This window comes from Candidatus Tisiphia endosymbiont of Stenodema calcarata (genome assembly GCF_964030695.1).
In the GTDB taxonomy this organism is placed as follows: Bacteria; Pseudomonadota; Alphaproteobacteria; order Rickettsiales; family Rickettsiaceae; genus Tisiphia.
Genome location: NZ_OZ034911.1, coordinates 485,764 through 499,671, shown reverse-complemented (window position 1 = coordinate 499,671; position 13,908 = coordinate 485,764). Strand labels below are relative to the sequence as shown.

Below are 13,908 nucleotides of genomic sequence, written 5' to 3'. Positions count from 1 at the left end.
GGGATAGTCATGATTTTTCCATACAAAATTATTGATCTTACACACACTCTTGATGAGCAGACTCCTTCGTGGAGTGGAGGTTGTGGGTTTAATATTGAGGTTAAATTGGATTATTCTGACTGCCGACAGAATGAAGAATTTCGCGTGCAGCAGTTCAAAATGCATGCCGGGATTGGTACACATATGGATGCACCAGCACACTGTATTCCAAGTAGTACTACCATTGACCAAATACCATTATCGCAGCTGGTTGCTCCTTGTGTTGTTATTGATGTATCAAGCTCTTGTCATGAGCGTTATAGTCTAAGCCTAACGGACATTGAACATTTTGAAGAACAATACGGAATGATCAATGAGGGAAGTTTTGTGATGATCAAAACAGGATGGGAAAAGTTTTGGAGTGATCCGGGAAAGTATAGCAATAATCACGTTTTTCCTTCTATATCAGTTGAAGCAGTGGAGATACTGACAAAACGAGGTGTGTGCGGACTTGGTATTGACACTTTGTCACCAGACAGGCCAGCAGATGGATTTCCCGTTCATAAATTGTTTTTGGGCAATGGCAAATATATTGTTGAAAATGTTGCTAATTTGGCAAATCTACCTATAACAGGAAGCTGTATCTTAGCTCTACCAATTAAGGTAAGAGGGGCAACAGAAGCTCCGATAAGGCTTATTGGCTTAATAAAAGAAGAAACAAATTTAAATTTTTAAGGGTATAATGAAAAAACTTATTTTCTATTTAAGCATTGGGTTATTGTTTAATACATCCTCACTGGCAGATACCAAATGCTTTTTGGTTAAAGAAAATGATAAAATTATCAAACAAGAAGGTGATTGTGCATCACGCTATGCACCTTGCTCAACGTTCAAAATCGCCATTAGTTTAATGGGATATGAAGAAGGATTGCTAGTTGATGAGACTCATCCTGAGTTACCATTTAAAGAAGGTTATGTAGATTGGCTTGACAGGTGGAAACAGCCCCACAATCCAACAACATGGATGCAAAATAGTTGTGTTTGGTATTCTCAAGTTTTGACGCAAAAGCTTGGGATGAGTAAATTCAAAGACTATGTTATAAAATTTAACTATGGGAATCAAAATGTTTCAGGTGATAAAGGTAAAAACAATGGATTAACGAATTCATGGCTATCTAGTTCGTTGGAAATTTCACCTGAAGAGCAAGTCGTGTTCTTACAGAGTCTTATTGATAACAAATTACCAATAAGTCTTAAATCTCATGAAATGACAAAAAATATACTCTTTGTGGAGGAACTACCAAGCGGCTGGAGACTTTATGGGAAAACAGGCAACGGTTCTCAGCTTAATAAAAATAGAACTAAGAAGTTAGACCTCCAGCAAGGATGGTTTGTTGGTTGGATTCAAAAAGATAATAGGACTATTGTATTTGTAAACCATATTACAGATGACAGTAAGCAAGACACTTATGCAAGCCTACGTGCTAAAGCAGAGGCAAAAGAAAAATTACTACATTTGATTAAAGACTGAGCAAAAATGATTTGAAAAATTAGCTTTCGTGAAGATTTTGTTTTTATGAGTAGCTCTATACTTTTCTAATTAATTTTCAGGTTGGGTAGTATTAGGCACAGGATCATATCCTCCTTGACAGAAAGGATTACACCTAATTATTCTCTTAATAAATAACCATAATCCTTTAATATTACCATGCATTCTTATTGCTGATCTAGCATATTCTGAACATGATGGATCAAAACGACAATTATTACCAAGTAGGGGGGAAATAAAGAATTGATAAAATCTAATAAGTATGAGTAACAAATTAAAGCGATGTTTCATTTTGATCATGGTTACCTCAAAAAGAGTATACTCAAATGATCCTACGAGTTGGATTTGAAAATGAATGGTGAGCATGCGAACCCATGATATTTTCAAATCCAATTCTTCAAATCGTTTTAGTATATTACTTACTTTGCAGTTTTTGGTTTTGAGTCTTTACGTCCATTGCAGGCAGATTTTAGTTTTTCACCAGCAGAGAACTTAGGTTGAACGTAAGCTTCAATTTTAAGAGGCTGACCAGTTCTAGGATTTTTGCCAGCTCTAGCTGCTACTTTACTAGAGTAAAACTTACCAAAGCCAATCAGTATTACGTCTTTACCTTCAGCAAGAATAGAAGTAACTGCATTGGTAAATGTATTTATAATCTTTTCAGCTTCAACTTTAGTACAATTTTGTTGGTTTGCTATATAATCAATGAATTCACCTTTGTGCATAAATTTTTCCTTTAAGTGAGTTAGTTTAATTTAATTCAGCTAATGATAGCTTGCCTATCAGGTAAAGATATAGATATAGATGTTGTAAATCAATAATTATTAGCTATTAAAGTTATCTATATTATAAAATATTTTCACTTTACGTTTCTTTTTGATATTATTAACACAGATATCTATTTGTTGTTACTGGTTGTCAAGCATCATCATATAAGCATTCAAGCAGGGCAATTTAAAAGCCACAAATAATGATAGAAAAGTTTGTTTTTAAAATGCATAAATGTCTATTAACGAAGAGCCGCAAAGCGGTGACGCTAATAGACGTCTTGTACTTTTCTACAATAGACTTCTTTCGAAACTCGCTTATGCTGAGGGATTTGAAGGAGACGCGGAACCTCGACCCGCAGCGTACTCTAATGTCACACTACTGGACAAAAAGGTTAGGTTGGTTGCACAAAGTGTAACTTAAACAATTTTATGATTAAGGAATCAAAAAATTGCTTAGAACGACTATAAGCTTGTTTAATTGATCTTATACCTAACTGTAGTACAGAATAACTCCTACATCCTAGCGTTTTCTTCATTTTTATCGGTTGCTCTTGCTCTCCAATTGCTCCTATTTTTATTGCCATTGCATATGCTATAAATAAACATTTTATAAAATTCTCTAATCGCACTTTACTCTTTATATGCGTATCTTCCATTCTAAAACCATTACTTTTGCACCCTTTAAAGCCTGCCTCGATATCCCATCTCTTGAACGTATTTAGTCTTGAATCTTTCATCTCAAAATGATTATATAGTAATTCGGCTAGTAACATAGAGTACCACAGATTTTTTTGTGTTCAATCTAAAATACTCTATTTACTAGCTCTTGCAACCACCCCATCTCTTTTGTCCAGTAGTGTGACTCTAATGTACGTGAGGAGCAGAGTACCGGTATCACGTACAAATCACCAGCAGAAGTAGAGTTTCGAAAGAAGTCTAATTTTTAAATTGCCATGGGGGTTATGCGTAAGGTGTGAGTAACTAATACTTCAATACTTCTTGTAGCACTTTAAATTAAACTCGATAATCACAAGGCAAGTTTACACCAAAAAGGTATAAGCTAAAGTAAGAAAGGTAAAAAATGCAAATGAATCAGTTATGGTGGTTAAGAATACACCTGAGCCAGTGGCGGGATCAATATTTAAATAATGTAGAGTAATTGGTATTACTGAGCCAAAAAGACCAGCAATTAGAAAAGTTAGGATAACGGCTATGGAGAAAATTAAGCTAAGATTTGGATCAGAAAGCATGGCTAAGCTTAATAGCGCCCCAACTAAGGCCAGTATAGAGCCGTTAAATCCGCATACAGCTATTTCTTTAAGAATCACTCTCAGCACGTTATTATGGTGAATATCTTTGTTGGCAAGTGCTCTCACTGTCACTGTCATGGCTTGTGTGCCGGCATTCCCTCCCATAGAAGCAACAATAGGCATAATAGCTGCTAGTGTTATAAGTTTTGAGATTGTAGTACTAAACTGGTTAATAATTATCGATGTCATACAAGCAGTAATTAAATTGACAAATAACCAAGGGAATCTATGTCTCACAGTATAAAATAGATTGTAAAATGTATCTTGAGTATGAACGCCACCGAGTGACATTATATCTTTTTCTGTTTGTTGTTCAATGATGTAAAGCATACTATCTATTGAAACAGTACCTATCAACTTGCCACTTTTATTCACCACTGGTACAATTGTTAGAGCATATTGTTTAAAAATAAAACTTAACTCACTTAAATTAGTAAATACATCGGTAATTTTAAATTCAGGATTCATAAGATCTTTTACTAACTTATCCCCTTTATGCTTCAGTAAAGTGCTTAGAAGTATACTACCTATAGGTCGGTATTTACTGTCAAGTACAATAGCAGCATGAAAATCTTGTGCTATATGTTTGTGTCTAATAAAATCTATAGCCGTAGCTACTGTCCAATCTTCTTGAAATGACACAAAATTTCTTTCGATTACCCTACCAACAGTATCTTCTGGGTAAGTACAGCCTTCTATAATTTGCTGTCTTTTTTCTGCTTTGAGATTATTTAAGATCATTTCTTTTGTTAGATCATCAAAATCCTCGATAACTTCAACAGCATCTTCTATAGCAAGTTGATTAATTAGCTGTACACTTTTCTGTACACCTAAAATTTGCATTATAAGTGGTTTACTGTTCACGCTAAGTTGTACTAAAGTTTCAGGCTTTAGTGTATCCTGTAACAAAGGAAGAATTGTTTTATATGTTTTCTGATTTATATTATCTAAAACATCTGCAAGATCTGCATAGTGTAGATTACTCATAATCTCTATTGCTTTGCCAAATTCATCATTATTCAGAAGATTATTAATATGCTCAAATGTTTCGTCAAATTGGTTTTGATGAACCGACAACATATTTTTTGATTGATTTTGCATAACTCCTCGTTTGAGTATACTGCTATGATTTCAAGAGTTAGTACGAAGGTCAACTTCAAGAAGAGCTAGGCAGTAGCAAAGTCGAGCAGCAGAGCATACATGAGTAACGGAGCAGCTTCGATTTTTAGATACGACGACCTTAATTCTTGAAGTTCACCGAGTATACTCAAATGATTTGAGTATATATACTGAATTTTCTAAAAGTACCCTCAATAGCCAAGAAGGATGAGTCACTTGTATTCTAACATGTTAGGTTTTATAAGACAACTAAGTTGAGAGTATATAGAAAACTGGTGCGGTCGAGAAGACTTGAACTTCCACTCTGTTAAGAACAGCCCCCTCAAAGCTGTGCGTCTACCAATTTCGCCACGACCGCAATTAATAATAAGTTTTTAATAAAATTATTCCTGTAGCCTAAATAATTTTGGTTAATCCAAATAGTGTATATAACAAATTATTCTACTAATATCAATATATATACTCGAATGATCCTACGAATTGGATTTGAAAATACGCGAATTCGGGATAAGAATTTGTCAATTCTTATCCCGAATTAGGTAAAATGCATAACTGTTGAAAGTTAAAAAACCGTCATCGCGAGGCGTCGATAGACGCTGTGGCGATCTTATGAAGTAAGCTCTTCTTCACAAGATTGCCACGTCGTCGCTTACAGCGACTCCTCGCAATGACGGTTTAGGGCTTACAAAGCTCATCGCGATGACGGTTTTTTAACTTTCAACAGTTGTGGGCGAATACCCCGCAAGTATTTGCAAGAGCCAATTCTTCAAAGTATTCAAGTATCCGAGTCAATTTGCAGTCAATTGAATAACAAAATTTGGCATTACTTCCTGCTCAGTTGCTGCAATTTTCAAATGGTACATTTTTTCTTCAATAGTATGATACTGGTTATGAAACTTTGTAGCATTACCTGTTAATACTAAAGCTGAATTAATTCCTACTTTATTTGCCCCTAAAATATCAGTATAGAAAGTATCGCCTATCATAAGAATACGTTTCAATGCAATATTTGGTAATTGGTTTAATACTTTATGATATATTTCTATATAGGGTTTGCCGGTAAAAATTACTTCACCACCAAATTGTTTTATTTTTGCAGCAAAGTACCCAGCACAATATCTCTGTATTCCTTGTTGCCTAATTCCAAGATCTGGGTTTGCACATATGCTAATCATGTTTCTTTTAACTGCAGTTTTTAATAAATCGTCAAACTCATCTAAATTTAAATTTTTTTCTTCATCACGATAAAGCGTTAACAGCAAAATATTAGCTTCATTTATGTTTGTGGTGGTAGGTGTCTGTAATCCCTCCATAAGATCATTACTTTCTTGACCAAGATGATAAACTATAGGATTTTTTATACCAAATCTTTTATCACTTTCTAGTATCATATCAATTGCTACTTCACCAGAACTAATAATCATTTCTTTCGTTGCGTTAATGCCCCAGCTGTTAATTTTGGTAAATAAGGAAAATGTGTTGCGTGGGGCATTAGTAACAAAAAAAACTTTCTTTTGTTGTTTAAGTATCTTGTTAATATTGTCAACTACTCCGGGATAAATTTGGTTACCTTCTACTACCACTCCCCAAAGATCAAATAAAAAAACATCATAATCATCTATTACAGATGAAATATGTCTAAAATCTAGTTTTGTCATTTTACACACTATACTTATAGGATAATCTGATGATAATAGACAATAAATATTTTTAGTAAAATATATTTGTTAAAAATTGTAGGGTAATTTAAAAGCCCACCCTAAAAAATCTCTCATAAAAAAATAAATTATGTTAACAAATTATTTTGGTTTCCTTAGAAAGGTTGGAATATCATGGATATCAACTTCTATATTATCCTTCTGAGGAATAGGCGGTGTAGGCTTTTTTATTTGCTCCTGAGTTTGAGTAGTATTAGATCTGAGTGAATTCCACATTCTACTTAATAAAGATGATTTTGCATCATTACTGCTTATAGTTTGCTGATTTAGCATATCAATTGATGTTGCTTGAACACTTAAATTTAAATGTTGTGTTTCAGAATCCACTAAACTAGGCTTTTCGCCAGTATATTGAGCAAAATCTGGAATTTCTTCTAATATTGTTGTTTCTATCGAATTGGACTGACTATCCATCTGTTCAGAACTCGTAGTAGTACTTGCTATTAATTCAATAGGTTGGGATTTGCTACTTATTGAGTGATCAGCATCAATACCAGTAGCAACTACCGATACTCTAATAACACCATTTAATTCTGGATTAAACGTAGAGCCGAAAATAATATTAGCATCGCTATCACCCACTTCTTCTCTAATTCTATTAGCAGCACTATCAACTTCAAATAATGTCATATCCGTACCACCAGTAATGTTAATTAAAACCCCCCTAGCACCACGCATTGAGTTATGATCTAATAATGGGTTAGAGATAGCTGCTTCAGCAGCTTTAACTGCCCTATCCTCGCCAGAGGATTCCCCAGTACCCATCATAGCTTTACCCATTTCGCTCATCACCGTTCTAATGTCGGCAAAATCTAGATTGATAAGCCCTGGCATGATCATCAAATCAGTAACCCCTCTAACTCCAGCATGTAATACATCATCTGCCATTTTAAAGGCATCTGCAAATGTAGTACTCTCATTTGCTATACGAAATAAATTTTGATTCGGTATTACTATCAAAGTATCAACAAATTTCTGTAAATCTAGTAAACCTTGCTCGGCAGTTCTAATCCTATGCTTTCCTTCAAAATGAAAAGGCTTAGTTACCACTCCGACAGTAAGAATTCCTAGTTCCTTGGCTATCTTTGCAACGACCGGAGAAGCACCTGTGCCAGTGCCTCCACCCATTCCGGCAGTGATAAACACCATATTGCTACCCTCTAAGTATCCTTTAATCTCGTCAGCTGATTCTTCAGCGGCTAAAGCACCAATCTCTGGAGATGCACCAGCTCCAAGACCCTTAGTAATAGCAACTCCTAACTGTATTTTATTATCACATAAAGAATGTTCCAGTGATTGTGCATCAGTATTAGCAACGACAAAATTTGCTCCTTGTAATTTTGCAAGTACCATATTATTTACCGCATTACCACCAGCTCCCCCAACACCAAATACTGTAATAACTGGTTTAAGAACTATATTCTCTGGTGCTTTGAAATGTAAAGCCATAATAATACTCTACCTGTTAAATTAAATTGTTGTTAGTATAGTAAAGAATACAAAAATTTCCACCAAAAAATATACTTATAGGCATCACCCTAATTATACCATATTTTCTGCTAGCACTAAGCTATCAAAATCTTCACCTGATAAAAAATTTAATTTTATAGCCGCTTCTCTTAAAGTTATGCCTTCTTGATAGGCTTTTTTTGCAATCTTTGCTGCATTATCATAGCCTATATGTGGATTTAATGCTGTTATTAACATTAGCGATTGTTCTCTGAGCTTATTAATACGTTCTATATTGGGTACTAGCCCATCAATACAGTGTGTAACAAAACTATTGATGCTAGAAGACATTAAGTCTATTGACTGCAAAATATTATATATTATAACAGGCTTAAAAGTATTTAGCTCGAGGCAACCGTTTGATCCGGCTACAGTTACTGCAAGATTATTTCCCATGACCTGAACACAAACCATAGTTAATGCTTCAATTTGTGTTGGGTTGACCTTACCTGGCATAATTGACGAACCAGGTTCATTTTCTGGTAGATGTAATTCACCAAAACCACATCTTGGCCCTGATCCGAGCAGTCTAATATCATTAGCAATTTTCATTAAACTTACCGCTATAGTATTTAGGGTACTAGAGAATTCTACTAATGCGTCATGAGTAGCTAGTGCTTCAAATTTATTAGCAGCACTTTTGAAAGGATAGTTAGTATATGAGGCAACTTTATCAGAAAATTTTATCGCAAATTCTTTACGGCAATTAATACCAGTACCTACTGCAGTGCCACCTTGTGCCAAGAAATATACTCTTTTTAGTGATTCTTCAACCCGTTCTATAGCATATGCCACTTGTGCTACATATCCAGAAAATTCTTGTCCAAGAGTTATAGGTGTAGCATCCTGCAGATGAGTACGCCCTATCTTAACTATTTTATTCCAAGCTTGAGCTTTGGTATTTAACGCCGAATGCAGACTTGTTAAGGCTGGAATCAATTGTTGCTTACTAGCAAGTACGGTTGCTATATGCATAGCAGTTGGGAAGGAGTCGTTGGATGATTGTGCCATATTCACGTGATCATTGGGGTGAATTGGTGATTTACCACCCTTTTTACCTACTAGCTGTTCATTACCAATAGAGGCGATTACTTCATTCATATTCATATTAGTCTGTGTACCAGACCCGGTCTGCCATACTACTAAAGGAAATTGAACATCAAATTCCCCATCTAATATTCTAGTGGTAGCTTGATCTATTGATTCTGCTATTTCAGGCTTAAGATCACCTAATTCCTTATTGACCTTTGCTGCACATTTTTTTAAAATTGCCAGTGCCTTAATCAATTGGATAGGCATTTTTTGATTACCTATCTTAAAATTTTCAAGAGACCTTTGAGTTCCCGCACCCCAGTAAAATTGATCATCTACTTTAATTTCTCCAAATGAATCAGTTTCAATTCTATAATTTTTCATAACAATCTTTTCCTTTTCCTACCTATCTGTATTAAGAGTCTATTCACCCTAATTCGGGATAAGAATTATAATTCTTATCCCGAATTAGCTGTGATATAAAGAAAAATGTACTCTTGAAGCGGCTGACGCGAGTACATTTTAACTTTTTTACCGTTCAATAGATGATTTTAATAATTAAAATCATCTATTGAACGCAAATGATATTTTAACAATCAGGTGGGCAGCCGCTTCAAACCTGATTGTTTCTATATATACAGCCGAATTTGGGATAACCTGTTATCCCGAATTCGCGTTATTCATCTGCCCAAGTTTTTGACTTACCTTCTTCATTCAAAGGATTGCCTGCATCATCAGTAACTAAAGATTGCTCAGCAAACTTAAAGAAAAAAGCCATAGTTGTGTTATCAGGCGTTTCTACAAATATAGCTCCATCTTGATAAATACCATTATTTTTACTTTGCGACATCATTAAAGAAGTACCTTGGTTCATATGTATATCATGTATACCTCTAGGAGGTAGATGATTATATGTTTGTCTTAGATGTAAGCCATAAGGTATCTCTTGTATTGTTTCACTATTATAATACGATTCACCTAAAATACACACTTTTGCACCACATATAAGATATTGGTCTAACAAAGCTGATATTTCTTGCCATGATTTTGGTAGTATATTCTTTAAATCAGCTACTTTTAAAATTCCACTACGAAGATAATCAAGCCTAGAAGTGCTAGGTAACTTATCCAAACTAAACAATCCTTCATTTCCTAGTTTATTTAAATTAGTTAATAGTTCATTACTAAACTGATCGGTATAGTACACCTTAACATTAGATATCGAATCGGACTGAGTATCTATATTTACTTGATAGTCTAATCCATTAGCTTGTACTATAAGATTATGATGAGTCATTGTGTGTTTTATATGATCTTCTAAATCCTGTGATACGATTCCCTTTAAACACGAATAATTTTTTAACATACTAATAACCTTTTTATACAGAGTAGATTTGCTCACTCTACTATAGAAGCTTGTGAAGTGCTACCGTATTTTAAATTCTTTATATTTAAATTACTTGACTCTTTTTCCTACTATATTATACTTATAATTCGATAATCAAGTTTTTCCTTAACTGTCTATTAGCAAGAAGCGGCGTCGTGGCAATCTTTTGAAGTAATACTTGTCCCCACTTCACAAGATAGAAACAATCAGGTTTGAAGCGGCTGCCCACCTGATTGTTAAAATATAATACTCCATTCAATATGTGATTTTAATAATTAAAATCACATATTGAATGATGAAAAAAGTTAAAATGCACTCGCGTCAGCCGTTTCAAGAGTGCATTTTTCCTTATAACAAAGCAAGTATCGATATAAGAATTAATTAATTCTTATATCGAACTGAGGTTACCTACGATCCACAACTGTCGAAAGTTCGAAGAGGAAGCGGTTTTAGGCAGGGCAGTTTAAAAGTTGTATGTGGTCAACGTCTATTATCGAAAAGACCGTAGGTCGACGAAGCAATCCAAAAAGTAACCAAAATGGGTTGCTTCGTCGGCTTATGCTTCCTCGCAATGACGCTAGGCTGTTTTTCCTATAACTTTTAAATTGCCATGGGGATTATGCGTAAGGTGAGTGATTAAGAAAGTTCAACTTATCAAATGTACTTCTTAATGTGGGAATGTAAGTTCTAATATTATTATAAATTTTATCCGCTAGCTGCTCATCATAAGTATGAGAGGTAATATTTCTATCTAGCAGCATTTTTAACCACTCTTGTTCATGATCAATCAGATGTCCTTTAAATGCTTCTCTTAAAACATCTTTAGGATATTGCACTTCTACTCCTTTGCTTTCAAGAATTACCCTTAATAATTTCCAAAATAGTTCTATTGTAAACTCAAATCTTTGAATGGTAGCATCTATATTACTTCGATCTTCTAGCACGGGCTTAAATACAATATCTTCTAAAGATATTAAAGCTCTACTTAGCTTTGAAAAACCTAACTCTATTTTAGGATCTTTCATATAATTTCACCCCTTCTCGTATTATAGATAATTTTAAGTCTGATGAATCCTCTAATTCGTCAAGCCTTATACAATCTATTTTTAAGAGTGTATCAGCATTATCAACAATTTCTTGTAATTTCAACCAATCCTTAGTAGTAGCATTATGACATACTATAGCTAAATCAATATCTGCTCTATCCTGATTATCGTTCCTTGCCCTAGAACCAAATAACCAAACTTCCTCAACCACAATCTGTGATATTAAATCATTATAAAATTTATAATCCTGAACTTTCATTTATTAATTCCATACTTTTTGTTTTTTTATTATATATCATATTTACCTTTTACCCAACACTCCCCAATGTTAAAAAATAAGGTACATGATCAGAGGGCATAAGCCAATTCCTAGCTTCTGATAAGGAGCTGACAGATAGCATCTTATCTTGTAAGTTAGAACTAGTCCAAATATGATCTAATCTACGTCCCCGATTAGATTTTTGCCAGTCTATATTTCTATAACTCCACCAAGTATAACATTTTTCATTATACGGTATGAAATAGCGGCTACTATCGATAAAACCTAAGGAAGCCTGTAATTCCAACAGAGTTGAACGCTCTATGTCTGTATGGCTAACAACATTACGTAATTGACGGCTAGACCATACATCATGCTCATGAGGGGCAATATTTAGGTCTCCCGTTATAATAATCTTACTATCTTTACTCCGATTATTGGTTAACCATTCTTGTATTAATTTTACGTATGCCAATTTATGTTTAAATTTTTCATTAACATTTACATCAGCTATATCACCACCAGCCGGTACATAAAAATTATGTATCTCAATACCTAAAACTTCTACTGCTACATGCCTTTTATTGCTATTATACAATTCAAGAATGAATTTATTGGTAAAAGGAAATTTTGATAAAATTGCTACTCCATTATAAGACTTCTCTCCTGAACAATATATATGCTGGTAGCCCATATCATTAATAGCTTGGTAAGGGAATAGTTCATTAATTGTTTTAATCTCCTGCAGTGATATAATATCAGGCTGATGTTCATCAATTAGCTTTTTGAGCAAACTAAGTCGCAAACGTACCGAATTAATATTCCAGGTTACTATTTTCATTTATTAAACCTCTCCAATATTTCCACTACAACATGCTTTAAAATTCTTAGAATTTTCGCCTCTGGGCTAAGATTCTTAGCTGCCCATTTCTTGATCCATGGTTCTATAAGCTGCCATACGTTAATTTCTGGATCAAGCTGCTGCCCTACCCCTTCTACTACTACTATAGTTTTCTGTAATAATAGCAATTGTGGTTGTACCTCCATGCCAAAATCTTCGGTGATTTTAAATAATTGTGCAAGTAACCTACCTATAGAAATATCTTTGACGACATATCCCATAATCGGTTCACTCACCGCTCTACACGCTTGAGCAAAAAGATCAAGATCGGTATTCTGAGGAATATAACCAGCCCTAAGATGGACAAGTGCTACTAACTTATAGTTTCTACTTAAAAAACCAAATAGGCTTTCAGCAATTGCCATTCTATCTTTATCAGATAACCTACCCATAATACCAAAATCTAGTAACACTATGCTACCATCCGACCTAACTAAAATATTGCCGGGGTGTAAATCTGCATGAAAGAAGCCATCTCTATATACTTGGTTAAAAAATATTGTAGCAAATCTTTGGGCTACTTTAGTTAGATCTAAGCCCTGCTCTATAAGCTTATCTCGAGCATAAATTGATATTCCATCTAACCATTCTGTGGTTATTATATATTCATGAGTCAGTTGCCAATAAACTTTAGGAATATATATATCAACATCATTTTGCAGATTATCAGAGAGTTCTGAAGCTGCCGCCGCTTCTAAACGTAAGTCAAGCTCAAATTTCATAGTAGTATTAAATACATCTATTACCGCTACTGGTTGCAGTCTTTTAAATTTTATAAATATTCTTGCTACTAGTTTAGCAAGAATATATAAAAGTTTAATATCCTTATTATATGTATGATGAATTCTCGGGCGTAATATTTTTACTGCAACGAATTCACCAGACTTCAACTTAGCTCTGTGTACTTGAGAAATCGAAGCTGCTGCAATTGGTATATCCTCAAAGACGGAGAATAACTCATCGGTACTTTGACCAAAAGACTCATCAATAATCTTTCGTGCTATACTACTACTAAAAGGTGGCAACTTATCTTGAAGAGACTGCAAATAACTGGCAATCTTAACTCCTATAAGATCCGGTCTTGTGGAAAGAGTTTGGCCAAATTTTATATAAACAGGACCTAATTTTTTAAAACAATCAGTTAACCTTATAGCAAAATCATCTTTTGGTGTTTTAAATAGACCAATTGGATAAACTACTATGGTTATCACCCAGCCAAGAATTTTTAACCTAGATGGTAATCTTATTATACCAGGATAAGTCAGTATTTGCTGCTTGCTTACCACTCTTAATATATATAAAAAATTCAATAATAAGCTAATCATATAT

14 protein-coding genes, 1 tRNA gene and 1 pseudogene are annotated in these 13,908 nt (G+C 34.2%); 3 read left to right on the top strand and 13 right to left on the bottom strand.

The genetic code is table 11. The annotated features are described in order from the left end of the window. Positions 1-9: 9 nt before the first annotated feature. Complete coding sequence (locus ACQH1W_RS02285; RefSeq protein WP_375332930.1) at positions 10-714, top strand: cyclase family protein; 705 nt, start codon at positions 10-12, stop codon at positions 712-714. Positions 715-721: 7 nt separating this feature from the next. Further along, the gene (blaOXA, locus tag ACQH1W_RS02280; RefSeq protein WP_375332929.1) at positions 722-1,510 is read left to right on the top strand and encodes a class D beta-lactamase; all 789 of its coding nucleotides are present in this window, start codon (positions 722-724) and stop codon (positions 1,508-1,510) included. Between the two features lie 69 nt (positions 1,511-1,579). Here the strand turns inward: blaOXA and yidD are convergent, their stop codons facing one another. Both yidD and ACQH1W_RS02270 read right to left on the bottom strand, forming a co-directional pair. Continuing rightward, positions 1,580-1,819 (bottom strand): membrane protein insertion efficiency factor YidD, encoded by a 240-nt coding sequence (gene yidD, locus ACQH1W_RS02275; protein WP_375333200.1) that lies wholly within the window; start codon positions 1,817-1,819, stop codon positions 1,580-1,582. 128 nt (positions 1,820-1,947) lie between these two features. Next, positions 1,948-2,253: an HU family DNA-binding protein gene (locus tag ACQH1W_RS02270; protein ID WP_341752074.1), complete on the bottom strand. Its 306-nt coding sequence runs from the start codon at positions 2,251-2,253 to the stop codon at positions 1,948-1,950. A 277-nt stretch (positions 2,254-2,530) separates the two neighbouring features. Between ACQH1W_RS02270 and ACQH1W_RS02265 the strand changes: the two genes are divergently transcribed. After that, positions 2,531-2,719 carry a hypothetical protein gene (locus ACQH1W_RS02265; RefSeq protein ID WP_375332928.1) on the top strand — a complete coding sequence of 63 codons (189 nt, stop codon included), beginning with the start codon at positions 2,531-2,533 and terminating at the stop codon, positions 2,717-2,719. Here the strand turns inward: ACQH1W_RS02265 and ACQH1W_RS02260 are convergent. From ACQH1W_RS02260 to ubiB, 11 genes and pseudogenes are all read right to left on the bottom strand, one after another. Next, positions 2,691-3,071, bottom strand: coding sequence for a hypothetical protein (locus ACQH1W_RS02260; protein ID WP_375332658.1), 381 nt, complete (start codon positions 3,069-3,071; stop codon positions 2,691-2,693). The genes ACQH1W_RS02265 and ACQH1W_RS02260 overlap by 29 nt on opposite strands. Positions 3,072-3,338: 267 nt before the next feature. Then, the gene (mgtE, locus tag ACQH1W_RS02255) at positions 3,339-4,709 is read right to left on the bottom strand and encodes a magnesium transporter (protein ID WP_375332927.1); all 1,371 of its coding nucleotides are present in this window, start codon (positions 4,707-4,709) and stop codon (positions 3,339-3,341) included. Positions 4,710-5,000: 291 nt separating this feature from the next. Beyond that, positions 5,001-5,085: transfer RNA gene (locus tag ACQH1W_RS02250), tRNA-Leu, on the bottom strand. A 430-nt stretch (positions 5,086-5,515) separates the two neighbouring features. Further along, positions 5,516-6,385 (bottom strand): TIGR01459 family HAD-type hydrolase, encoded by an 870-nt coding sequence (locus ACQH1W_RS02245; protein ID WP_375332926.1) that lies wholly within the window; start codon positions 6,383-6,385, stop codon positions 5,516-5,518. 536 nt (positions 6,386-6,921) lie between these two features. Continuing rightward, positions 6,922-7,894 (bottom strand): annotated as a pseudogene (gene ftsZ, locus ACQH1W_RS02240) (cell division protein FtsZ); the annotation flags it as partial. A gap of 93 nt (positions 7,895-7,987) precedes the next feature. Continuing rightward, positions 7,988-9,370 (bottom strand): class II fumarate hydratase, encoded by a 1,383-nt coding sequence (fumC, locus tag ACQH1W_RS02235; protein ID WP_375332925.1) that lies wholly within the window; start codon positions 9,368-9,370, stop codon positions 7,988-7,990. 292 nt (positions 9,371-9,662) lie between these two features. Then, the gene (locus tag ACQH1W_RS02230; RefSeq protein ID WP_341763135.1) at positions 9,663-10,352 is read right to left on the bottom strand and encodes a DUF2278 family protein; all 690 of its coding nucleotides are present in this window, start codon (positions 10,350-10,352) and stop codon (positions 9,663-9,665) included. A 638-nt stretch (positions 10,353-10,990) separates the two neighbouring features. Further along, a complete protein-coding gene (locus ACQH1W_RS02225; protein ID WP_342278805.1) occupies positions 10,991-11,398 on the bottom strand; it encodes an HI0074 family nucleotidyltransferase substrate-binding subunit in 408 nt (135 codons plus the stop codon). Next, positions 11,385-11,678: a nucleotidyltransferase domain-containing protein gene (locus ACQH1W_RS02220; RefSeq protein ID WP_341747307.1), complete on the bottom strand. Its 294-nt coding sequence runs from the start codon at positions 11,676-11,678 to the stop codon at positions 11,385-11,387. Before ACQH1W_RS02220 ends, ACQH1W_RS02225 begins: the two co-directional genes overlap by 14 nt. 49 nt (positions 11,679-11,727) lie before the next feature. Continuing rightward, on the bottom strand, positions 11,728-12,519 hold the full coding sequence (gene xth / locus ACQH1W_RS02215; protein WP_341762101.1) for an exodeoxyribonuclease III: 792 nt from the start codon (positions 12,517-12,519) through the stop codon (positions 11,728-11,730). Continuing rightward, positions 12,516-13,904, bottom strand: coding sequence for a 2-polyprenylphenol 6-hydroxylase (gene ubiB, locus ACQH1W_RS02210; RefSeq protein ID WP_425361126.1), 1,389 nt, complete (start codon positions 13,902-13,904; stop codon positions 12,516-12,518). Before ubiB ends, xth begins: the two co-directional genes overlap by 4 nt. Positions 13,905-13,908 lie beyond the last annotated feature (4 nt).

Bases quoted from the DNA above. Each gene is read 5' to 3' on its own strand.
- ACQH1W_RS02285 (WP_375332930.1), top strand. From the start codon at position 10: ATGATTTTTCCATACAAAATTATTGATCTTACACACACTCTTGATGAG.
- blaOXA (WP_375332929.1), top strand. From the start codon at position 722: ATGAAAAAACTTATTTTCTATTTAAGCATTGGGTTATTGTTTAATACA.
- yidD (WP_375333200.1), bottom strand. From the start codon at position 1,819: ATGAAACATCGCTTTAATTTGTTACTCATACTTATTAGATTTTATCAA.
- ACQH1W_RS02270 (WP_341752074.1), bottom strand. From the start codon at position 2,253: ATGCACAAAGGTGAATTCATTGATTATATAGCAAACCAACAAAATTGT.
- ACQH1W_RS02265 (WP_375332928.1), top strand. From the start codon at position 2,531: ATGTCTATTAACGAAGAGCCGCAAAGCGGTGACGCTAATAGACGTCTT.
- ACQH1W_RS02260 (WP_375332658.1), bottom strand. From the start codon at position 3,071: ATGTTACTAGCCGAATTACTATATAATCATTTTGAGATGAAAGATTCA.
- mgtE (WP_375332927.1), bottom strand. From the start codon at position 4,709: ATGCAAAATCAATCAAAAAATATGTTGTCGGTTCATCAAAACCAATTT.
- ACQH1W_RS02245 (WP_375332926.1), bottom strand. From the start codon at position 6,385: ATGACAAAACTAGATTTTAGACATATTTCATCTGTAATAGATGATTAT.
- fumC (WP_375332925.1), bottom strand. From the start codon at position 9,370: ATGAAAAATTATAGAATTGAAACTGATTCATTTGGAGAAATTAAAGTA.
- ACQH1W_RS02230 (WP_341763135.1), bottom strand. From the start codon at position 10,352: ATGTTAAAAAATTATTCGTGTTTAAAGGGAATCGTATCACAGGATTTA.
- ACQH1W_RS02225 (WP_342278805.1), bottom strand. From the start codon at position 11,398: ATGAAAGATCCTAAAATAGAGTTAGGTTTTTCAAAGCTAAGTAGAGCT.
- ACQH1W_RS02220 (WP_341747307.1), bottom strand. From the start codon at position 11,678: ATGAAAGTTCAGGATTATAAATTTTATAATGATTTAATATCACAGATT.
- xth (WP_341762101.1), bottom strand. From the start codon at position 12,519: ATGAAAATAGTAACCTGGAATATTAATTCGGTACGTTTGCGACTTAGT.
- ubiB (WP_425361126.1), bottom strand. From the start codon at position 13,904: ATGATTAGCTTATTATTGAATTTTTTATATATATTAAGAGTGGTAAGC.